The sequence below is a fragment of the Halomonas sp. NO4 genome (assembly GCF_010994375.1).
Classification (GTDB): Bacteria; Pseudomonadota; Gammaproteobacteria; order Pseudomonadales; family Halomonadaceae; genus Halomonas.
Window position 1 is genome coordinate 50,456 of the sequence record NZ_WHMA01000008.1, and the last position, 20,844, is coordinate 71,299.

Sequence of the window (20,844 nt, forward strand, 5' to 3'; positions counted from 1 at the left end):
TGCCTGGCGAGACTGGCTCGAGGGTCGCGCCAGGGGGCGATGGCTGCTCCAGGCCTCGGATCCCACGGCGTTCTGCGCAGCCCTGGTAGCTCTTTGGGAAAGTGGCCGCAGTGCAGTGTTACCCGGAGACGACCGATCAGTAACCCAGCGCCGGCTCGCGGCTAGCGTCAATGGCGTCCTGCCACAAACCCTTCCCGTGCCAACTGGCGCCGCGCCAGCTCCTCCGGTGCGCCTGGCCCCCAGCGCCGAAGCACTCGTGCTCTATACCTCAGGCTCCAGCGGCGAGCCTCTCATGCAGGCCAAGCGTTTCGATCAGTTAGAGGCGGAGCTTGCCACCCACGCCGAACTCTGGCCCCTCGAGAGGGGAGCCGTCATTTCCCAGGTAAGCCATCAACATATCTATGGCCTGCTGACCGGCGTGCTGCGCCCCTTGTGCCACGACACGCCGTTCTGCGGCGATGACAGCCGTTATCCCGAGGTGATGGCCGACCGCCTGGCCGAAGCAGTCAAAACCGGCCTTGCGCCCATTCTGGTCAGCTCGCCGGCGCAGCTCTCGCGGCTGCCGGCGCATTTGCCCTGGTCAGAGGCCACCCCGGCCCGGATCTTCTCTTCCGGCGCACCGCTTGCCGCAGAACATGCCCGGGATGCCGAAACGCTTCTCGGCGCCCCGGTGATCGAACTCTATGGCAGCACCGAAACCGGCGGCATTGCCAGCCGCCGCCAAGCTGAGAGAGTCGACTGGCAGCCACTGCCCGGCGTCGAGCTCACGTTGCGCTCGTCGGAGCTGTTACTGCGCTCTGCCCACCTCGAGCATCCAGCCCGCTGGTGGCACCAAGCAGATCGTGTTGAAACGACGGAGCACGGCTTCCGCCTCCTGGGCCGCGCAGATCGTCTAGTCAAGGTCGCCGGCAAGCGCGTGTCACTAGCCGCCATCGAGCGCGATCTCATCCGCCTGCCGGCAATCGAGGAGGTTCGCTGCGTGACCCTGGGACGTACCGATGGCCGCCTTGGAGCCGTGGTAGTGGTGCCGCGGGAAGCGCTACCCAGAGACCATGCCAGCCGTCGCCAACTGGTCGATCAGTTGCGCCGTCATCTGGCCGACACCCAGACACCGGTGGCCATCCCCCGCTACTGGCGTTTCGTTGACGCCCTGCCGACCAACCCGCAGGGCAAGCTCGACCGTGCCATCATCGCACGCCTGTTTGCCGACCTAGACAATCCCCGAATTCCACGCTGGCTAGGAGAGCAGGTTGACGGTCCCGATGAGCGGCGGCTGACGCTGGAAGTGCCGGAGCGCCTGGCCTATCTAGAGGGGCATTTCGCCTCCTTCCCAGTGGTTCCCGGGGTGGTCATGCTCCAGTGGGCCATTGAACTGGCCAACGAGGTCTTCGGCAGCGCCGGCAACTTCCGCGGCGTGGAACGTCTGAAGTTTCAGCGCGTGCTGCGCCCCAGCGCCCACTTCACCCTGCACCTGAAGCGTCACGAAGATGGACTGACCTTTTCCATCGACTCCCACGAGGGACGTCATTGCAGCGGCCGGGTTCGCTTCGTTGTCAGGGGGCAAGATGCCTGAGCCTCGTCCCTGCGCCCTGGTGCCGGTCTACAACCATCCTGCCACCATCGCCGATGTCTGCGCTGCCCTCGATGACCTGGGGCTGCCGGTACTGCTGGTGGATGACGGCAGCGATGCGCCCTGTCGCCGCGAGCTCGATCGCCTGGCAAGACTTGGCCACCACCTGCTGCGTCTGGCCCCGAACCAAGGCAAGGGCGCAGCCGTCAAGGCCGGCCTGCGCGAGGCCGAGCGTCTGGGCTTCAGCCACGCCCTGCAGGTGGATGCCGACGGCCAGCATCACCAGGCGGACCTTCCCCGCTTTCTCGAGACTATGAGCCGGTCACCGGACACTCTGCTGATCGGCTTCCCACGTTATGACGACAGTGTGCCCAAGGTGCGGCTCTATGGTCGTTATGCCACCCATGTCTGGGTGTGGATCAATACACTGTCGCGCGATATTCGCGACACCATGTGCGGGGTACGCCTGTATCCTGTCGCGGCACTTAACCACCTGTTGGCATGTCATCCCTGCGGTAACCGGATGACCTTCGACACTGAAGTGCTGGTGCGCTGGCACTGGGCGGGACGGCGGCTTCGCAACCTCCCTGTCAGGGTCCATTACCCTGCCGACGGAGTCAGTCACTTTGCGCCCTGGCGTGACAATGCACAGATCAGCGCCATGCATACCCGGCTGTTCTTCGGCATGCTGGTGCGGCTGCCGAAACTGCTCGGACAACGTCGGCGGTCACTCTCATGAACCGCTGGCACTGGGCCCGCATCGGCGAGCGAGGCACGCTGCTAGGTATGCTTGCCATGGTGCAGATCCGGCGCCGTCTCGGTAACTGGCCCTTCCGCCTGACACTGGGGCCGGTGATTCTCTGGTATTTCCTTGCCCACGGCATTGCCCGCCGGGCCTCGCGGGCCTACCTGATGCGCTTGGAGCCGTCGCTTACCGACCGGCCCTTGTTCAGCTTCTACCGCAGCTATTGCCACTTCCTGACCTTTGGCCAGTCATTGATGGACAAGGTAGCGGCCTGGAGTGGGGATTACCCGCCGTCCAGTCTGCGAGGCGAGGGCGTCAGGCAGTTTGAGGCAGCCATCGCAGAGCAACGCGGCGGGCTGGTGCTGGTCGCTCATCACGGCAACCTGGATGTGGTCAACGCCCTGCACGACCGCCACGGGGACCTTCAACTGACTGTCTTGATGCACACCCGCAATGCGGGCAAGTTCAATACGTTACTTGAACGCGTCACCGGTCGACGACAGCCCGAACTGCTTGAAGTCACCGAGATTACCCCCGCCACCGCCCAACGGCTCGATGAGCGTATCCGCGGTGGAGGCTTTGTGGTGATCGCCGCCGACCGGGTGCCGATCGGTGCCGGGCGCAGCCGCCCACTCGACTTCCTGGGCGCGCCCGCCGTCTTCCCTGAAGGCCCCTTTCGCCTGGCGACCCTGCTGCGTTGCCCACTGTACACCCTGTCCAGCGTCCGTGAAGGTAAAGGCTTTCACATAGACTTCGAGACCTTCGACGATACTCGCAAACTGCCACGCCGTGACCGGGAGGCGTGGCTCGGCGATGCCATGCAACGCTATGCCGACCAACTGGCCAAGCGGGTACGAGAACACCCGCTGCAGTGGTTCAACTTCTATCCGTTCTGGCTCAACGACACGGAACAAACCCATGACCATACCCTCTGACCCATGCCCTCCTCTGACTCTCAACGGCGACCCCGTGAGCCTCGAGGAGGTGCTCGACGTAGCCGAAGGCAAGCGCCGTGTCAGGCTCTCGGCGGATCCCGCTTTCCGCGAGCGTATCGCCCAGGGCAACGCTTTCCTCGAGACGCTGCTGAACGAGGATGGCGTCGTCTACGGGGTGACCACCGGCTACGGTGACGCCTGCACCCGTGCCGTCCCCGTCGCGGACGTGGCCAGCCTGCCCCACCAGCTCTATACCTTCCACGGCTGTGGCCTGGGCCAAACCCTGTCCGTGGAAGCCGCCCGGGGGGTGGTGCTGGTACGCCTGGTATCACTATGCCGTGGTGTGTCGGGGGTCAGTCTTGAGCTACTCGAGCACCTGGTCTGGCTGCTCGAACACGATGTCCTGCCGGTCATTCCGGAGGAGGGCTCGGTGGGGGCCAGCGGGGACCTGACACCGCTCTCCTACCTGGCCGCGGTACTCTGCGGCGAGCGCGAAGTGCTCGACAACGGCCGCCGGCGACCGGCTGCCGAGGCGCTGGCCGAACGTGGCCTCACTCCCTATCGGCTCAAGCCCAAGGAGGGGCTGGCGCTGATGAACGGCACGGCGGTGATGACCGCACTCGGCGTCTTCGCCTATGCCCGCTGTGCCTATCTCGCGCGCCTGGCCACTCGCATCACCGCACTTTCGGTACATGCCCTCGCGGGCAACCCCTACCACTTCGATGCCGACCTGTTTGCCGCCAAGCCCCATCCCGGCCAGGGCCAGGTGGCCGCCCGCCTGCGCGAGGATTTGCATGCGCCGACTACACCGCGCAACTCACCGCGTCTGCAGGACCGCTACTCCACCCGCTGCGCTCCCCATGTCATCGGTGTCGCGGAAGATGCCTTGCCCTGGTGGCGACAATTTCTCGAGAACGAGCTCAACAGCGCCAATGACAATCCTCTAGTCGATGCCGAGGGCGGCAAGGTGATGCACGGCGGTCACTTCTACGGCGGGCACGTGGCCTTTGTCATGGACAGCCTCAAGCAGGTGGCTGCCAACCTCGCCGATCTGCTCGACCGTCAGCTCGCCCTGCTCGTGGATGTCCGCTACAACCACGGACTGCCCAGTAACCTGAGCGGTGCGACGCCCGAACGCTTACCCCTTAATCATGGCTACAAGGCGGTGCAGATTGCGGCCTCGGCCTGGACCGCCGAAGCGCTGAAGCTGACCATGCCCGCCAGTGTCTTCTCGCGCTCCACCGAATGCCACAACCAGGACAAGGTCAGCATGGGCACGATCGCCGCCCGGGATGCCCTGCGCGTATTGACCCTGGTGGAACAGGTGGCCGCTGCGACCCTGCATGCCGCCTGCCAGGGGGTCGAGCAGCGCAGCCGACAGCCCAACACGCCCCCGCTACCCGAGAGGCTGGCGGGCTTCCTTGACGAGTGTCGACGAGATATCGCCCCGCTCGAGGAGGATCGTGCCCTGGACAGTGACCTTAATCACCTCTGTGAGTTGATTCGTGACCGCCGTTGGAGCCTGTATGACGCCGGATGATCGCCCCTTGCCCCGGGCCGAGGTCGAGCTGGAAATTCCCTTCCATGACGTAGACATGATGCAGGTAGCCTGGCACGGCCACTATGTACGCTACCTGGAGGTTGCGCGCTGTCAACTACTCGATGCCATTGACTACAACTACCCGCAGATGGGCGAATCTGGCTTCGCCTGGCCGGTGATTGACCTGCGGTTGCGCTATGCCGCTCCCGCTCTCTTCGCCCAACGGATCGCCATCGAGGCCCGCCTCAGTGAATGGGAGCATCGCCTCAAGGTCGATTACACCATCCGCGACGCCGACACGCGCAAGCGCTTGACCCGGGCCTGGAGCATCCAGGTTGCCGTGGGACTCGATGATGGGGAGATGCGCTTGGCGTCACCACCAGCCTTCGTCGAACGCCTTGTCGCTTGGCAGGAGGCCAACACGTGACCCGCTGCCTTCTCGTTATCTTCCTGTTGGCACTGCCTGTGGTGAGCAAGGCCGCAGAAACGGTTGATCCCCATAATCTCGAAGAACAGTTGCGCGAGCATGCACCTGAGTGCGGGCGCTTCGCCCAGCACCGTTGGATGGCCGATATGGAGCTCGGCCTCGACAGTGAAGGCCACTTCCAGCGCCAGGGGGATGCCTTGGTCTGGTCAACTCTCTCTCCGGTGGCTGACCGGCTTCACCTCTCTCTCGACAACCCCGACCTGCCCGTGGGACTCAAAGCCATGCTGCCGATTCTCACCGGGCTGCTGGAAGGCGACTGGGCGAGTCTGGGCACTCTCTTCAGGGTACAGTTGAAAGGTGAGTTGAGCGCATGGCAGGCCCAACTTACCCCCACCGATGTCAACGTCGCCGAACGCATCGAGGAAGCCAGTGCCAGCGGCGGGGATCTCGTCGAGCACCTGGCGCTGGACTTCACCAACGGCGACCGTCTGACACTGACGCTGATGCCCACCGACTGCCAGGTACTGGATGCCGAGGAGTCCGGCGTATGAAGGACCGGCGGGCTAGAGTCGCTGCACTGGCCTGGGGCTTGGCGTTGGTAGCCTGTGCGCTGCTACTGAGTGCCCAGCTCCTGCGTGACGCCCCGTTGGATACCCGACTCACGGCGCTGCTCCCCGAGACCCCTCGCACGGCGCTACTCGAGCGGGCCGAGGAGAACCTCGACAGCACTGTTGAATCCCAGGTGCTGCTGCTACTGTCTGGGCCGGATGCCGTCGCTAGCCTCACCGACCTGAAGCAACGACTGCAAGCCTCGGGCAGCATTGCTGCCTTTGCCAGCGACAACCCACCACGTCCCGACCAAACGCTGGCCCCCTATCGCTACCGCCTGTTGGCGGCCCCCATGGTCGAGGCCACTGCCGAGGCATGGCAGGCGCGTGGATTGTCGCGACTCTTCACCCCCGGCATCGATGCCGAACTACGCGACGACCCTTTCGGGTTGCTCGATGCCTGGATAGCGCATCGTTTCGCCGGACCAGTGACTTGGCGTGATGGCATGCCCGTTGTAAGCCGGGACGGACAGCGTTGGGTGCTGATGAGCGCCACCCTGGCCGGCAGCCCGTATGACATGGCCCGTCAGCGCCCGCTGGTCAAAGCCATCGCTGATTTCGAACAGGCCCATCCCGAACTGGAAGTCCTCCGCGCGGGCCTGGTCTTTCACGCGGCGGCCGGCACCCGCCAGGCGAAGCGCGAAATCACCACCATCGGCCTTGGCTCGCTGGTCGGTATACTGTTTCTGCTGGCCTGGGTTTTTCGACGGCCCGCTGTATTGGCCAGCCTGCTGCTGCCCGTCGCCGCGGGTGTGCTGTTCGCCCTGCCGCTGACCTGGACTCTATTCGGAACGCTCAACCTGCTGACCCTGGCTTTTGGTGCGAGCCTGATAGGTCTCGCCGTGGACTATGCCCTGCACCTGCAGTGCGCCCGCGCTTTACACCCCTGCTACGCCCTCTCACGGCTGTGGCCGGGGCTGGCTCTGGGACTCATCTCGAGTCTGACCGCCTATCTGATACAGCTGGCCACCCCCTTGCCCGGGCTACGCCAGATGGCCACCTTCACCGCTCTGGGATTGCTCGGTGCCTGGCTGACCGTCCGCCTGTGGCTGCCGCTGTTGCCGCTTAGCCCACACCCCGCCACTTTGGCAGTCGCCGAACGGCTTAACCACATCCGTCTGCAATCAAAGGCCGCCGGTCCTTGGTTAGTGCTGACCGCACTTGGCCTGATCGCACTCGGCCTGGCCTTGACCACCCTGTCAGCGGAGGACGACCTGCGCCAGCTCAACCCGTCGCCTCCCGATCTGGTACGAGAGCAGCAGCAAGTCCAGGCATTGCTTGAGCGAACCACTGGTCAGCACTATCTAGTGGTTACCGACACGACCGAGGAGCGACTGCTGGAGCGTCTTGAAGGACTTGATGCCCCGCTGTCTCGACTGGTTAGCGATGGGCATCTGTCTAGCTACCATCACCTCGCCCAAGCCGTACCTTCGGCCGCCACCCAGAACCGCAACCTGGCACGTGTTCGCCAGCGATACACTGAGGCCCTCCCCGGTTTGCTTGATGCGGCCCAGCTCCCCAGCAACCTGAGCGAGACACTCCAGGCACCTTTGATCTCGCCGCCGATGCTCACCCCTGAAACTTGGCTAAAGTCTTTGGCCGGTAACGCCGATAGAGCGCTGTGGCTCGGGGACGCCAACGTCCCGGCGGCCCTGGTACAGCTCGAGGGTGTTGATGCTTCCGCTCAACGAGCCCTTACCCAGCTGGCCGCTGGTAGTTCCGAGCTCCACTACCGAGACCGTGTGGGTGAGCTCACGGCCCAGCTCGCCCAGCTGCGCGAGCAGATCACTCGGTGGCTGGGGCTGGCTCTGCTGGCACTGATCGGGCTCTTCGGCTGGCGCTATCGGCGCCGGGCCTGGAGAGTGCTGCTGCCCCCGGTGGGTGCCGTGCTCCTGACGCTGGGGCTCTTCGCCGTCCTGGGCATCGGGGTAACGCTGTTCCACGTGCTGGGCCTGCTACTGGTGCTGGGTATCGGCCTGGATGCCGGCATTTTCAGCACGGAACACCCCGAGGATCCCGCGGCATGGCTAGCGATCAGTCTGTCCTGCGCCTCGAGCTTGCTGGCCTTCGGGCTATTGGCCCTTAGTGCCACCCCGGCGCTACACCAGTTGGGCCTGACCTGCCTGGCCGGACTCGTCGCCACCTGGGCGCTAGTGCCCTTTGCCCGGGCAACGGGTAGTCCCGATACATACCAAAAGGAGCAAGCCTCACATGGAGAAGTGTGAAACCACCGATGTCGCGATCATCGGCGCTGGACCGGCCGGCGCCGCGGCTGCCGCCTGGCTGGCCCAACGAGGGTATGGAGTCCGAGTCCTGGAGCGCCAGCACTTCCCGCGTTTCTCCATCGGCGAGAGCCTGTTGCCCCAGTGCATGGTGCACCTCGAAACCTGTGGGCTGCTGGAAGCAGCCCAGGCTGGCGACTACCAGCCCAAAAACGGTGCCGCCTTCTGTTGGCGAGGCTCGGAGTCCGCCATCGATTTTCGCCACAAGTTCAGCCCCGGGCCCGGTACTACCTGGCAGGTTGAGCGGGCCGATTTCGATCATCGCCTTATCGAGGCGGCCAGTCAGGCCGGTGCCGAGGTCACTCACGGGGTAGAAGTCACTGACTTTACGGCGGATAGGGAGTCACCCCGACTGACTCTGCAGGACGAGTCCGGCACCATGCAGCATCTCAATGCCCGATTCGTTCTCGACGCCAGCGGCTATGGTCGCGTGCTGGCCAGGCTGACGGGGCTCGACCGCCCCTCGACCCTAGCCAATCGCAGCGCCTTGTTCACTCATGTCGAAGACCGTATCCGTTGCCCGGACCATGATCGCGAGAAGATCCTGATCGGCATCCACCCTCGGCACTCCGGTATCTGGTACTGGCTGATTCCCTTTCGCCATGGACGCACCTCGGTGGGAGTCGTGGCCGAGCCCGCCATTCTCGAAGCGGCCGGAAGCGACGACCCGACGCGCCTCTGGTCATTGATTGGCGAAGAGCCGCGCTTCGCCGAGTTGCTCGAGAACGCCGAGGCAGTGCGCGATATCGCTCGGTTACAGAGCTACTCCGCCGATATCAAGCGACTGCACGGACCGGGCTTTGCGGTCCTCGGCAACGCTGGCGAATTCCTCGACCCGGTCTTCTCTTCTGGGGTGACCATCGCCCTGGACTCGGCGGTGCGTGCGGCACCCTTGGTCGCCCGGCAGCTCGAGGGGCATACCGTTGACTGGGCGGCTGAGTTCGAGGCTCCGCTACGTCGCGGTGTGGCCACTTTCCGGGATTTCGTGGATGCCTGGTACGACGGCCGACTGCCACGCATCATTTTCCATGACCAGCAGTCCCCTCGGCTGCGCGGCATGATTGGTTCGGTACTGGCAGGCTACGCCTGGGATACCGATAACCCCTTCGTCGCCGCCAGCCGCCGACGGCTCGATCGCTTGGCTGAGTCTTGTGCCATAGAAGCCTCGCCCGACAAGGCCACGGTGACATGAGAGCGCGGAGCCCGAGGAGATCCCGATGGGTCAGGGCCATATCGGCTATCCTGGCGCTGAGCTGGCTGACGGCCTGCGCGATGCAGCCGCCCTCGCCGCCTGTACCAGCGCTGGAAGCGCTGCCCAGCGCCGCGCCCTCCGTTCAGCGATTGACCTTCATTCACGGAGAGGAGCGTCGGGTGCTGATCGGCATGCTGCGCCACGACCGCGACAGCCTGAGGCTGGCGCTGCTCAGCCCTCAAGGGCAACGGCTTCTTACCTTGGTTCGCGACCAGGAAGGGATTCGCTTCCTTCCCGGAGCGGCTTTCGAGCCACCCTTTACCGCCGAGTGGCTGGCCAGCCGCCTGAGCTGGAGCCTTTGGCCTGCCGAACACCTTCGTGACGCCTTCGATGGCAGCGACTGGACGCTGGAGGCCACGGGCAACGAGCGCTGGATCCGGCACCGCGGTCGGCTCGTTGCCCAGCTTGTCGGTGGCCCCGAATGCCGTATCATCCACGACCTCGAAGGCGGCTACCGACTCGCTATCACCGCTGCCGACCACGACCGAGCCGAGGCCCCATGTCGCGTCCCGTAAGCCCGCAGTCAGCGCCTGCCTGTCGCCTGCATCGCCCCGCGGTGGTCTGTTCTCTGGGCAATGATCCGGCAACGATCGCTGCCGGGCTGTTCGTTGGGCAGCGCGGCCTGGAAATCAGCGATGCTTTCACCCCCGGCAGACTCCTACCATTGGGGCGTGTCACTGCATTGCTGCCAGATGATAGCGATTGGCCTGCTGTACACCGCTCACGCAATAACCGTCTGCTGGCCGCCGCTCTGGAGCAGCTCATGCCGACTCTGGAGGCCTTCCAGGGTCGACATCCCGACGCTCGTATCGGTGTGGTGCTAGGCACCAGCACCTCGGGCATCGGTGAGACGGAAACCGCTCAGGCTACCCGCCGCCAACACGGCGACTGGCCCAGGGATTTTCACTACCAGCGCCATGAAATCGGTGCTCCCTCCTGCTTCGTCGCCGAGCAGCTTGGTGTGACTGGCCCTGCCTACACCCTATCCACGGCCTGCAGTTCCAGCGCCAAAGCACTTGCCAGCGCCCGACGACTGTTGGCCGCAGGGGCCTGCGACGCCGTAATCGCCGGTGGTGCCGACAGCCTCTGTCATCTGACGGTCAACGGTTTTGCTGCGCTGGAGGCTGTCAGCGACAGCCCCTGCCAGCCGTTCTCCACCACACGCAACGGCATCAACCTGGGGGAGGCCGCCGCCCTGTTCCTGGTGACACGGGAAGCGGGAGGTATTCAGCTGGCAGGGTACGGGGAGAGCAGCGACGCCCATCACATATCCGCGCCCCGGCCCGATGGCGAAGGGGCCCGACACGCCATGCAGGGAGCGCTCGAGATGGCCGGAGTTGTACCATCGGCTATCGACTATCTCAACCTCCACGGGACGGCAACGGTGCAGAACGACAGCATGGAGGCCAGGGCCGTGTCAGCCCTGTTCGGCAACTCCCTGCCTTGCAGCTCGACCAAGGCCCTGACCGGTCACACCCTCGGGGCTTGTGGGGCGCTGGAAGCGGCCTTCTGCTGGATGGCTCTGGAGGCCGGCCGACTTCCGCCCCATGTCAATGACAACCGAGTCGACCCTGATCTGCCGGCACTCGCCCTCACTACCGGAGGCCCTGCCAACCTCAAACGGGCACTCAGCAATGCCTTCGCCTTCGGCGGCAACAATATCGCCCTGCTGCTGGAAAAGATGTCATGAAAACAACACACCCTTCCATCGCCGCACTGGTTCCCCACCAGGATCCCATGTGCCTCCTCGACACCTTGCTCGAGGCCGGTGAGGAGTCTCTACTCGCCGAGGTGACGCCACGCTGTCAGAGCCTCTTCGCCGTCCCAGAAGGGATTCCAGCCTGGGTCGGGATCGAGTGGCTGGCCCAGGCCATTGCCGCCTGGTCTGGCCGGCGCGCACTGGCCAAGGGTGGCACGCCTCGCATCGGTTTTCTCCTCGGTAGCCGACATTACCACTGCGAAGTGGCACATTTCCCCTTCGATCGCCCGGTGCGTGTGGAAGTGACTCTCGACTATCTCGCTGGCAACGGTCTCGGGGCCTTTCGTGGACGCCTACTGGATACCGAGGAATACACTCTTGCCGAGGCCGCCCTCAGCGTCTACGAACCGGACAGCCCCGAGGCCATGGCCGCCATGTTGCAACAGGACTCCTCTTCATGACCGATACGCTTCTCATCACAGGCTCAAGCCGCGGCATTGGCCGCGCCATTGCACTGCGACTGGCCCGTGACGGCTTCGATATCGTGCTGCATTGTCGGCAACGCCGCGATGCCGCCGAAGCCGTTGCCGACGAGATCCGCTCCCTGGGTCGGCAGGTGCGTATCCTGAGCTTTGATATCGCCGACCGTGAGGCCACCCGCCGCGCCCTGGAGGAGGATATCTTCGCCTACGGCGCTTACTACGGCGTGGTATGCAACGCCGGCATCACCGCCGACGGTGCCTTCCCGGCCCTCTCCGATGACGACTGGGACAGTGTCATCCATACCAACCTCGACGGCTTCTACAACGTGGTCAAACCGTTGACGATGCCAATGATTCGCCGCCGGGCCCCCGGCCGCGTCGTGGTCCTGTCGTCGGTCTCGGGCCTCATGGGCAATCGCGGCCAGGTCAACTACAGCGCCGCCAAGGCCGGCCTGATCGGTGCAGTCAAGGCCCTGGCAGTGGAACTGGCCAAACGCCGCATTACCGTCAATTGCGTCGCACCGGGCCTGATCGACACCGACATGACCGAGGGCCTGGCCAGCGAGGAAGCCCTCAAGATGATTCCCATGCAGCGTACCGGCACCAGTGAGGAAGTCGCAGCCGCCGTAAGCTTCCTGTGTTCGCCAGATGCGGGCTATGTAACTCGCCAGGTAATTGCCGTGAATGGGGGAATGTGCTGATGACGACAACGACAGGCCGCAGTGATGGCATGGGTCGTCGGGTGGTGGTCACCGGTATGGCCGGTTTTTCTCCCATTGGCAATGACTGGCCGAGCATTCGCTCACGCTTGGCGAAGCTGGAGAACGGCGTTCGCCACATCGAAGACTGGGCTGTCTACGAGGGCCTCAATACCCGCCTTGGCGCCCCTGTCAGCGATTTTGAACTACCCCCCCATTATCATCGCCGCGTGCTACGCAGCATGGGTCGCAGCGCTCAGATGGCCACCCGAGCGAGCGAGTTGGCACTCGAGGACGCTGGCCTGCTCGACTCACCATTGTTGACCAGCGGAGAGCTGGGGATCGCCTACGGCGCCTCGGCAGGCGAGCCTGAGGCAGTCGCCGATTTCGGTAATATGCTGATCAACAAGACTACCGATGGGCTCAATGCGAATTCCTATATCCGCATGATGGCCCATACCGCCCCCGTCAACATCGGTGTCTACTTCGGCGTTCGTGGGCGCATACATACCACCTCGAGCGCCTGCACGTCAGGGAGTCAAGGTATCGGCTACGCCTATGAGGCGATTCGATTCGGCCGCCAGAAAGCCATGATCGCCGGCGGGTGTGAAGAATTGTCTGCGTCCGGCGCAGCAGTCTTCGATACCTTGTTCGCCACCAGCACATGCAACGATGCGCCACACACCTCCCCCCGGCCTTTCGATGCCGAGCGTGACGGTCTGGTGATCGGCGAAGGGGCCGGCACGCTGATCCTTGAAGATTTGGAACACGCCCAGGCCCGCGGTGCCCCCGTCTATGCCGAGCTGGTCGGTTTCGGTACCAACAGCGACGGCCGCCATGTCACCCAGCCCGACGCCGGCATGATGGAAAAAGCCATCCGCATGGCGCTCGATGACGCCGGACTGGCCCCGCAGCAGATCGGCTATGTCAGCGCCCATGGCACGGCCACCGACCGTGGCGACATCGCCGAGAGCCTTGCTACCCAAGCGGTATTTGGCAGCCACCAGGCGATCAGCGCTTTCAAGAGTTTCACCGGCCATACCTTGGGCGCCTGCGGAGCACTCGAGGCCTGGGTGGCTATCGAGATGATGCGCGAGGGCTGGTTTCACGCCACCGCCAACCTCGACCGCCCCGCCCCCGCCTGTGCCGAGCTGGATTATCTTCGCGGCGAGGGGCGCCACATCGATTGTGAATTCGTGATGAGCAACAACTTTGCCTTTGGCGGAATCAACACCTCCTTGATCTTCCGCCGTTGGCCCTGATGCCGCACGGCATCCCATACCTGACCGGAAACGGGACGGCTCCAACCAAACCAGAAGGAACGAGACAATGAAGAAGGGACGACTGACACTGACGGCGCTTCTCAGCGGCCTGACTCTGGCTACGGCAGCCCAGGCCCGGGATACCCAGCACTTGCTACCCATCCAGGACGCCATGAATGCACCGGCAGCACGTGAAAAGCTGGATCCGAATATTCGCTTCGTCTTTGCCGACGCCCCCCGCGCCGAGGTCATCGAGAACCACGGCAACTTTGTTACCAACAAGAAGACCAACGCCTTCAACAAGAGCGATGAGGAGGCCTGTCGCTGGGTGATGCTCTCGGCACTGCTCAGCCTGCAGGAGCGCGTTCGTGCCGAGGGGGGTAACGCAGTGATCAATATCGAAAGCTTCTACAAGCAGAACGTGATGGCATCACAGAGCGAGTACGAATGCCATGCCGGCGCCTTGATGGCCGGTGTGGCTCTGCGTGGCGATGTCGTCACCCTGCGCTGAGTACGATGACGCCCTGCCTCGACCTGCTCCTGGCACAAGTCCCCGCTGGCAGTAGCGGGGCTTGTCTGTCGAGGCTGGGGCGCGAGCTGCTCGCTCGTCTCACCGCACGCCAGGGCTTCCACTGTCCGGTGAATGGCTGGTCGCCCAGGGGAGGCGGTGTGCCAAGCCACCCCAGCCTTCCCGGGACTTGGTACGCCTGCCTGAGTCATCGTGATCGACGCGTGATCGCGGGGCTCGCCAACGTCCCCGTAGGCATCGACCTTGAACATTCACAGCCTCGCCACGCCGCTCGCTTGGCGGCGCTGGTCGACCTGTTGCCAGAAGCATCGACTCGTCACGCCATTCTTGCCGATGCAAACCCCCAGCAAGTCTTCTACCGGGCCTGGACTCTACATGAAGCGCTCTTCAAGCTTGACTGCCTATCCGGCAACCCACCAAGCACCGTGCTAGGGACTCGACTGTCGCGCCTCAAGCCGGCCGGAAGCACCCAGGCCTGGCAATGGCAGCACCGAGGATGGACCCTGAGCATCTGCGCCCATCATCAGGGGTTGCGCATTCGTAGCCTTCCCGCCATCCCTCTCACCAAGGGAATGGCGCTGCGCTAGAACACCCAGTGTGACGGGCTTGCCATGGCCGTCCCCAACCACAACAATAGCGGCTTTCTCTTCGCCCAGGAGTCCCCCATGCGCCGCGCTGTGCTCACCGCCGTCGCCTTCGCGCTCGTCGCCCCGGCTGCAGCGGCCGAGACCTTTCGCTTCACCGCCATTCCCGACGAGGACCAGTCGCGGTTGATCGAGCGCTTCTCCCTGGTCGCCGACTATCTCGAGGCGCGCCTGGGCGTCGAGGTGGAGTACGTGCCGGTGAAGTCCTACGGGGCAGCAGTCACCGCCTTTCGCAACGACCAAGTGCAGCTGGCGTGGTTCGGCGGACTCTCCGGGGTGCAGGCGCGCCGCCTGGTGCCGGGCTCGGTGGCCCTGGCTCAGGGCAGCGAGGACGACGCCTTCAAGAGCTATTTCATCGCCCATGACTCCACCGGCCTCGAGCGCACCGACGAGTTGCCCGATGCCGTCGAGGGCATGACCTTCACTTTCGGGTCGCGCACCTCCACCTCCGGGCGGCTGATGCCCGAGCACTTCTTCCGCCAGCGCTTCGACGACGCCGACCCCGAGGCGTTCTTCTCGCGGGTCGGTTATTCCGGCGATCACTCGCGCACCATCGCCCTGGTGGAGGCCGGCACCTATGACCTGGGCGCGGTGAACTACACGGTGTGGGATGCCGCCGTCGAAGACGGCCGCGTGGATACCGACAAGGTCAGCGTGATTTGGGAAACTCCCCCCTACCCCGACTACAATTGGACCCTGCGCGGCGACGCCGACGAGCGCTTCGGCGAGGGCTTCACCGAGCAGGTGCAGGCCGCCTTCCTGGAAATGGACGACCCCGAGCTGCTGGCCACTTTCCCCCGCGAGGCCTTCATCCCCGCCGACAACGCCATGTACGTCCCCATCGAGCGGGTGGCGGAAGACCTCGGTTTGCTGCGCTGAGGGCGTCCTGACGATGGAGAGCGAGCAACGCCGGCCCCTGGTCGCCCTGCACGGCGAATCCTTGGGCCATGGCCGGGGCCGACAGAGTCAGGTGGTGCTCAACGACCTGACGCTGGCGCTGCACGAAGGCGAGCGCATCGCCCTGCTCGGCCCGAGCGGCGCCGGCAAGTCGACCCTGCTCGCCACCCTGCGCGAGCGGCTGAGTGAGCAGGCCGTTTGGTGCCCGCAACACCACGGCCTGGTGCCGCAGCTCGCCGTCTACCACAACGTCTACATGGGACGGCTGGCCGAACGCTCGGCGCTGGCCAATCTGTGGAACCTGGTGCGTCCGCTCCAGGCGCCCTGGGGCGAGATCGCCGAACTGGCCGGGGAACTCGGCCTTGCCGGCCTGCTGCGCCGCCCGGTGGGCGAGCTCTCCGGTGGCCAGCGCCAGCGCGTGGCCATCGCCCGAGCCCTGTACCAGTCGCGGGATATCTTCCTCGGTGACGAACCGGTGGCCAGCATCGACCCGCACCAGGCGCTGCGCCTGCTGGCCGTGATCGACGAACGCCACACCACGGCGGTGATCGCCCTGCACCAGCGCGAGCTGGCGCTGTCGCACTTCGACCGGGTGTGGGGGCTGCGCGACGGGCGCCTGGCCATCGATGCCCCGGCCCGCGAGCTGACGCTGGCCGACCTCGACGCCCTCTACCCCGACGCCGGCTCCCCTTCGCCAAGCGATTCCGACACGCCCGTACCCTTCGACCTGACCACCCTGCCCTGCGGCCGGGGACGAGCGTGAGCGAGGCGAGCATCGACGCCCGGCGCCCCCGCTGGCTGGCTGGTGCCACCCCCGGCGTGCGCCTGGCACGTCATACGCTGACCCTGGTGGCACTCGCCGTGGTACTGCTGCCGCTGGCCGACCTGGCGATCCTTACCCGCGATCCCTGGGCCGAGCTCGGCCGCATGGCACGGGGGCTGGCCTGGCCGGCCTGGGGCTCGCTGGAGTCGCCGTTCTCGGCGCTTGGCCTGACCGTGGCGGTGGCGCTGTGGGGCACGCTCGGCGGCCTGGTGCTCGGCTTTCCCCTGGCACTGCTCTTCGCCCGTTCGCGGCTGATACGCGCCGGCTGCGCCTTCGTGCGGGCCATCCACGAGCTCTTCTGGGCGCTGCTCTTCCTGCAGGTGTTCGGCCTCTCGGCGCTGACAGCGCTCGCCGCCCTGGCGATTCCCTACGCCGGCATCTTCGCCAAGGTCTATGCGGAAATCCTCGAACAGACACCCCGCGCGCCCCGCGACGCCCTCGCCCCCGGCGTCGGCCGGCTGTCGCGCTTCGTCTATACCGAGTTGCCGCTGGCCTGGGCGCGGCTGGCCGCCTACACCCGCTACCGCTTCGAGTGCGCCCTGCGCGCCAGCGTGCTGCTCGGCTTCGTCGGCCTGCCCACCCTGGGCTTCCACCTCGAGACGGCGTTTCGCGAGGGGCGCTATCCCGAGGCCGGGGCGCTGCTGTGGCTATTCTACCTGCTGATCGCCACGCTCCCCTGGTGGGGCCACCGGCGGCTGATCCCCGTTCTGCTGGTGGGTGGGGCGCTGCTGCTCGGTCCCTGGCCGAGCGTGGACGGCGGCCTGCTGTGGCGCTTCGTGTCGGGCGATATCTGGCCGGCGCCGCTGCTCGCCGGCGACTGGGCGGGGCTTGTCGCCTGGGCGGCGCGCATTCCCGACCTGGGACCGGCCATCGGCAACACCCTGCTGCTGGGGCTGCTCGGCACCGTGGGCGCGCTCGGCGTGGCGCTGGCGCTCTGGCCGCTGGCCTGCCGCCACTTCGGCAATCGCGCCACGCGGCTTGCCGGCCAGGGCTTGCTGGTGTTCCTGCGCTCGACGCCGGAGCTGATGCTGGCGTTCGTCTTCCTGCTGCTGCTCGGCCCCTCGCTGCTGCCCGCCTGGCTGGCGCTGGCGCTGCACAACGGCGCGCTGATCGCCTTTCTGGTGGCGCGCCACGCCGATGCCATCACGCCGGGCATGCCGGGGCTGCCCGCCTCGGGACGGCTCGCCTACGAGCTGCTGCCGCGGGTCTACCCGGGGCTGCTCGCCCTGCTCTACTACCGCGCCGAGGTGATCCTGCGCGAGACGGCGATTCTGGGCATGCTGGGGGTGGCCACGCTGGGCTTCTACATTGAGGAGGGCTTCGAGTACCTGATGTTCGATGTCGCCTTCGCCCTGCTGCTGGTCACTGCCGCGCTGAACATAGCCGTGGACGCCCTGTCGCGGCGGCTGCGGCCGCGGGAGGCGCCCATCGAGGATCCCTGCGCCCGTTAATAGCTGTACTCGCCGATGACCAGTGCGGTGACGGTGATCTCCACCCGGAGCTCGTCGGCGGGCATGGAGGCGCAGACGCAAGTGCGCGCCGGGGCGTGGCCGGTGGGCACCCAGGCGTCCCACACCGCGTTCATGGCGGCGAAATCGTGGCTGTCCCGGAGATAGATCGTGGCCGACAGCAGGTGCTCGCGGTCGGAGCCGATCTCGGTGAGCAGCGCATCGACGCGCGCCAGCATGCTCTCGGTCTGCTCGGTGATATCGCCGTGACGCGCCTCGGGGCCGGCCACCTGGCCGCACAGCCAGGCCACGCCGTTGTGGATCACGGCGCGGCTCATGCGCGCCTTGGTGTCGTGCCGGGTAATCGTCATCGCGTGTCTCCTTGGCCAGTCACTGCGCGCAGTCGATGCATTTGAGCACCAGCGGATCCCACTCCAGACGCTTCTTGCCGATCCACTCGCCGCACTCGATGCATTCACCGTACTCGCCGCGCTCGATGCGGACCAGCGCCGCGGTGATGCGCTTGAGCGCGAGCTGGCGACGCTCCTCCTCGGCCTTGGCCATGACCTGCCCCTGTAGGGCATCCATGCGCGAGAGTCGCCCCACCGCGGTCTGGTCGAGCATCACGGTATCCCGCGTACTGCGGCTGGCCTCGCTCTCGGCCTGCAGTTCCTCGCGCAGGTCGTGAAGCCGCGTTACCACGGCATCCATATCCAGTTCCGGATGATTCATGTCTCTCTCCCGACGCCACCCAACAGCGCGGGCCCGTCGCCCTGTCGATACGTCTCAACTGCTATCATAGTGGGCTTTTGCACTCGGGCCGCCGCTTCCGGCCATCTTGCCACTGCATCGGGAGATCGTCATGGGCTACCGCACCCTGCTGCGGGATCATCGCGGGCTGCTGGGCATCGCCTTTCTGGCGATGTTCTCCTCGAGCCTGGGCCAGAGCTTCTTCATCGGGCTTTTCCAGGCCCCCATCTCGGCGCAGCTCGGCCTCAGCGCCGGCCAGTTCGGTACCGCCTACGCCGCGGTGACCCTGGTCGCCGGCTTCGCCGTGCTGCGCCTGGGGCCGGCCATCGACTGGGTCGCCCCGCGGCGTTTCGCGTTGATCGTACTCAGTGCCCTGGCCGTCGGCGTGCTGCTGCTCACGCTCTCGCCCTGGTGGGGGCTCGGGCTGCTGGGACTGGGGCTGGTGCGACTCTGTGGGCAGGGCATGCTGACCCATCTCGGCAACACCCTGGCCGGGCGCGAGTTCTCGGCCATGCGCGGGCGCGCCCTGGGTCTGGTGGGCATGGGCATGATGCTGGGCGAGACGGCCCTGCCGCCATTGATGGCGGCGCTGCTGGTGTGGCTGGGTTGGCGGGAGCTGTGGTGGCTGTTCGGCGGTGTGCTCCTGGCGCTGTGGGCATTGGCACTACTGCGCGGCCCCTGGCCGAAAGCGCCGGGCCAGCGCCCAAGCCGCGGCCAGCGTCGCGACGGGCCGCGTCCCTTCCGCGAGCGGCGTTTCTGGGCCCTGCTGCCGCTGCTGATGGTGCTGCCGATCACCATGACGGGGCTCTTCATCTACCAGGCCCGGCTCACCGAGGACCTCGGCAGCAGCCTGGGGGTCTACGCCCTGGCGCTCACCGGCATGGGGCTCGCCAAGCTTCCCGGCGCACTGATGGGCGGGCGCTGGGTGGATCGGCTGGGCCCGGTGCGCCTGGCACGGCTCTACCTGCTGCCCTACGCCCTGGCGCTGATCGTCGCCCTCACCCTGGGCGGCCACCTCGGGGTCTGGGCCCTGATGGTCGGTGGCGGGCTGGCCATCGGTTCCCAGGAGTCGATTGCCACCAGCCTGCTGGTGCGCATCTGGGGTGCCGAGCACCTGGGCACGGTGCGTGCCACCCTGAGCGCCGCCATGGTCTTCTCCACCGGCCTCGCTCCGGCGGTGCTCGGCCTGGCGCTCGACCTCGGGGCGCCCTTCCAGGGCGTGCTCGCCGGCATGCTGGCCTTCCTGGTCGCCGGCTGGTGGCTGGCCCAGGGCGTGCTCGCCGGCGTGGGGAGCGAGCCCCCTGACACGCCGTCGCCGGCCCGCAGGCCGGCGACGTCACAGGGGCGGAACCGACCGCCTCAACGCAACAGCAGCACCGGCTTAGTGGCCTTGCGCAGCATCGCCGTGGTGGTGCTGCCCACCAGCAGGTGGCGGATGCGCGAGTGGCCGTAGGCGCCCATCACCAGCAGGTCGATGTCGTTTTCGTCCTGGTAGGTGCGCAGCGCCGCCTCCACCTCGCCAGCGCGGATGGCACCTTCCGCCTCGTGGCCGGCCTCGCGCAGGGTCGCCAGCGCCCAGTCGAGCTGCGAACGGTTGTCGCCGGTCTCGGCGCCGACGATCACCACGTGAACGGGGATGCCATCGAACAGCGGGCTCTTGGCCAGCATCTCCACGCCCTTGCGGGTGGTCTTGCTGCCGTCGAAGGCGAGCATCACCTTCGCGGGGCGCGTGAAGGTGTCGGACACCATGAGAATCGGCCGGTGCAGGGTGCGCACCACGCGCTCCAGATTGGAGCCCAGGTGCTCGCTGGCCTGGTGGGCGGTCTCGCCACGCTTGCCCACCACCAGCAGGCGGATTTCGTTTTCCAGTTCCTCGAGGGTTTCCACCAGGGTGCCGTTGCGCTGGCGGGTGCCAGGCTCCGCCACCCCGTCTTGAATGGCGCGCTCCTTGGCATCCTTGAGCATCAACCGGCCCTGCTCCTGGGCCACCTTGGCACGCTTCTCGTCCAGCTCGGAGAGCTCTTCCAGCAGGTGCTCCCGCGAGCCCAGGCCGATGTTGCCGGAGAGGTCCGCCTCGGCGGTCTGGGGGTGGTTGTCGACTACGTGCAGGAAGGTCAGTGGCGCGTCGAGCGCCAGGCTGGCCCAGGCGGCGTAGTCGCACACCCCTTCGGAAAACTGCGAGCCGTCGATGGCGGCCATTACCTGATCTGTCATCGTTGCATCCTGAAGGTGGTTGTCCTGTCTCGTTCTACA

At 66.0% G+C, this 20,844-nt stretch carries 22 protein-coding genes; 19 read left to right on the plus strand and 3 right to left on the minus strand.

Translation table 11 applies throughout. The features are described from left to right. The first annotated feature begins 43 nt into the window (after window positions 1-43). The 18 genes from FEF15_RS08270 to FEF15_RS08355 all read left to right on the plus strand — a co-directional run bounded on the left by FEF15_RS08270 (window position 44) and on the right by FEF15_RS08355 (window position 17,844). On the plus strand, window positions 44-1,573 hold the full coding sequence (locus FEF15_RS08270) for an AMP-binding protein (protein WP_240454119.1): 1,530 nt from the start codon (window positions 44-46) through the stop codon (window positions 1,571-1,573). After that, window positions 1,566-2,309 (plus strand): glycosyltransferase family 2 protein, encoded by a 744-nt coding sequence (locus tag FEF15_RS08275; protein ID WP_163558685.1) that lies wholly within the window; start codon window positions 1,566-1,568, stop codon window positions 2,307-2,309. Before FEF15_RS08270 ends, FEF15_RS08275 begins: the two co-directional genes overlap by 8 nt. Then, the gene (locus tag FEF15_RS08280) at window positions 2,306-3,250 is read left to right on the plus strand and encodes a glycosyl transferase (protein ID WP_163558686.1); all 945 of its coding nucleotides are present in this window, start codon (window positions 2,306-2,308) and stop codon (window positions 3,248-3,250) included. The genes FEF15_RS08275 and FEF15_RS08280 overlap by 4 nt, the downstream gene beginning before the upstream one ends. Beyond that, window positions 3,234-4,790, plus strand: coding sequence for an aromatic amino acid ammonia-lyase (locus tag FEF15_RS08285; RefSeq protein ID WP_163558687.1), 1,557 nt, complete (start codon window positions 3,234-3,236; stop codon window positions 4,788-4,790). Before FEF15_RS08280 ends, FEF15_RS08285 begins: the two co-directional genes overlap by 17 nt. After that, window positions 4,777-5,217: an acyl-CoA thioesterase gene (locus tag FEF15_RS08290; RefSeq protein WP_163558688.1), complete on the plus strand. Its 441-nt coding sequence runs from the start codon at window positions 4,777-4,779 to the stop codon at window positions 5,215-5,217. The genes FEF15_RS08285 and FEF15_RS08290 overlap by 14 nt, the downstream gene beginning before the upstream one ends. Continuing rightward, on the plus strand, window positions 5,214-5,768 hold the full coding sequence (locus tag FEF15_RS08295; RefSeq protein ID WP_163558689.1) for a LolA-related protein: 555 nt from the start codon (window positions 5,214-5,216) through the stop codon (window positions 5,766-5,768). Before FEF15_RS08290 ends, FEF15_RS08295 begins: the two co-directional genes overlap by 4 nt. Further along, complete coding sequence (locus tag FEF15_RS08300; RefSeq protein WP_163558690.1) at window positions 5,765-8,050, plus strand: MMPL family transporter; 2,286 nt, start codon at window positions 5,765-5,767, stop codon at window positions 8,048-8,050. The genes FEF15_RS08295 and FEF15_RS08300 overlap by 4 nt, the downstream gene beginning before the upstream one ends. Continuing rightward, the gene (locus FEF15_RS08305) at window positions 8,037-9,299 is read left to right on the plus strand and encodes an NAD(P)/FAD-dependent oxidoreductase (RefSeq protein WP_163558691.1); all 1,263 of its coding nucleotides are present in this window, start codon (window positions 8,037-8,039) and stop codon (window positions 9,297-9,299) included. Before FEF15_RS08300 ends, FEF15_RS08305 begins: the two co-directional genes overlap by 14 nt. A gap of 80 nt (window positions 9,300-9,379) precedes the next feature. Further along, on the plus strand, window positions 9,380-9,874 hold the full coding sequence (locus FEF15_RS08310) for a DUF3261 domain-containing protein (protein WP_276208205.1): 495 nt from the start codon (window positions 9,380-9,382) through the stop codon (window positions 9,872-9,874). Next, window positions 9,859-11,049, plus strand: coding sequence for a beta-ketoacyl-ACP synthase (locus tag FEF15_RS08315; protein ID WP_163558693.1), 1,191 nt, complete (start codon window positions 9,859-9,861; stop codon window positions 11,047-11,049). The genes FEF15_RS08310 and FEF15_RS08315 overlap by 16 nt, the downstream gene beginning before the upstream one ends. Continuing rightward, the gene (locus FEF15_RS08320) at window positions 11,046-11,519 is read left to right on the plus strand and encodes a hypothetical protein (protein ID WP_163558694.1); all 474 of its coding nucleotides are present in this window, start codon (window positions 11,046-11,048) and stop codon (window positions 11,517-11,519) included. Before FEF15_RS08315 ends, FEF15_RS08320 begins: the two co-directional genes overlap by 4 nt. Continuing rightward, window positions 11,516-12,241: a 3-oxoacyl-ACP reductase FabG gene (fabG, locus tag FEF15_RS08325; protein WP_163558695.1), complete on the plus strand. Its 726-nt coding sequence runs from the start codon at window positions 11,516-11,518 to the stop codon at window positions 12,239-12,241. The genes FEF15_RS08320 and fabG overlap by 4 nt, the downstream gene beginning before the upstream one ends. Further along, window positions 12,241-13,500 (plus strand): beta-ketoacyl-ACP synthase, encoded by a 1,260-nt coding sequence (locus FEF15_RS08330; RefSeq protein ID WP_346427857.1) that lies wholly within the window; start codon window positions 12,241-12,243, stop codon window positions 13,498-13,500. The genes fabG and FEF15_RS08330 overlap by 1 nt, the downstream gene beginning before the upstream one ends. Window positions 13,501-13,567: 67 nt before the next feature. Next, window positions 13,568-14,011, plus strand: a complete 444-nt coding sequence (locus FEF15_RS08335) for an excinuclease ATPase subunit (RefSeq protein ID WP_163558696.1) — start codon at window positions 13,568-13,570, stop codon at window positions 14,009-14,011. Between the two features lie 5 nt (window positions 14,012-14,016). Continuing rightward, on the plus strand, window positions 14,017-14,616 hold the full coding sequence (locus FEF15_RS08340; RefSeq protein WP_240454114.1) for a 4'-phosphopantetheinyl transferase superfamily protein: 600 nt from the start codon (window positions 14,017-14,019) through the stop codon (window positions 14,614-14,616). Window positions 14,617-14,694: 78 nt separating this feature from the next. Further along, window positions 14,695-15,552 (plus strand): putative selenate ABC transporter substrate-binding protein, encoded by an 858-nt coding sequence (locus tag FEF15_RS08345; RefSeq protein WP_163558785.1) that lies wholly within the window; start codon window positions 14,695-14,697, stop codon window positions 15,550-15,552. Window positions 15,553-15,565: 13 nt separating this feature from the next. Beyond that, entirely contained in the window at window positions 15,566-16,333 is a 768-nt protein-coding gene (locus FEF15_RS08350) for an ATP-binding cassette domain-containing protein (RefSeq protein ID WP_163558698.1), read from the plus strand. Further along, window positions 16,330-17,844, plus strand: coding sequence for an ABC transporter permease subunit (locus FEF15_RS08355; RefSeq protein WP_205598498.1), 1,515 nt, complete (start codon window positions 16,330-16,332; stop codon window positions 17,842-17,844). Before FEF15_RS08350 ends, FEF15_RS08355 begins: the two co-directional genes overlap by 4 nt. On the opposite strand, the gene FEF15_RS08360 is transcribed toward FEF15_RS08355, so the two are convergent. Then, window positions 17,841-18,212: a RidA family protein gene (locus FEF15_RS08360; RefSeq protein WP_163558699.1), complete on the minus strand. Its 372-nt coding sequence runs from the start codon at window positions 18,210-18,212 to the stop codon at window positions 17,841-17,843. The genes FEF15_RS08355 and FEF15_RS08360 overlap by 4 nt on opposite strands. Window positions 18,213-18,231: 19 nt before the next feature. Next, window positions 18,232-18,573 carry a TraR/DksA C4-type zinc finger protein gene (locus FEF15_RS08365; RefSeq protein ID WP_163558700.1) on the minus strand — a complete coding sequence of 114 codons (342 nt, stop codon included), beginning with the start codon at window positions 18,571-18,573 and terminating at the stop codon, window positions 18,232-18,234. Between the two features lie 130 nt (window positions 18,574-18,703). Here FEF15_RS08365 and FEF15_RS08370 point away from each other — a divergent pair, with 130 nt between their 5' ends. Continuing rightward, the gene (locus tag FEF15_RS08370; RefSeq protein WP_163558701.1) at window positions 18,704-20,044 is read left to right on the plus strand and encodes an MFS transporter; all 1,341 of its coding nucleotides are present in this window, start codon (window positions 18,704-18,706) and stop codon (window positions 20,042-20,044) included. On the opposite strand, the gene FEF15_RS08375 is transcribed toward FEF15_RS08370, so the two are convergent. Continuing rightward, complete coding sequence (locus FEF15_RS08375; RefSeq protein ID WP_163558702.1) at window positions 19,951-20,805, minus strand: universal stress protein; 855 nt, start codon at window positions 20,803-20,805, stop codon at window positions 19,951-19,953. The two genes, FEF15_RS08370 and FEF15_RS08375, sit on opposite strands and share 94 nt — an antisense overlap. Window positions 20,806-20,844: the final 39 nt, after the last annotated feature.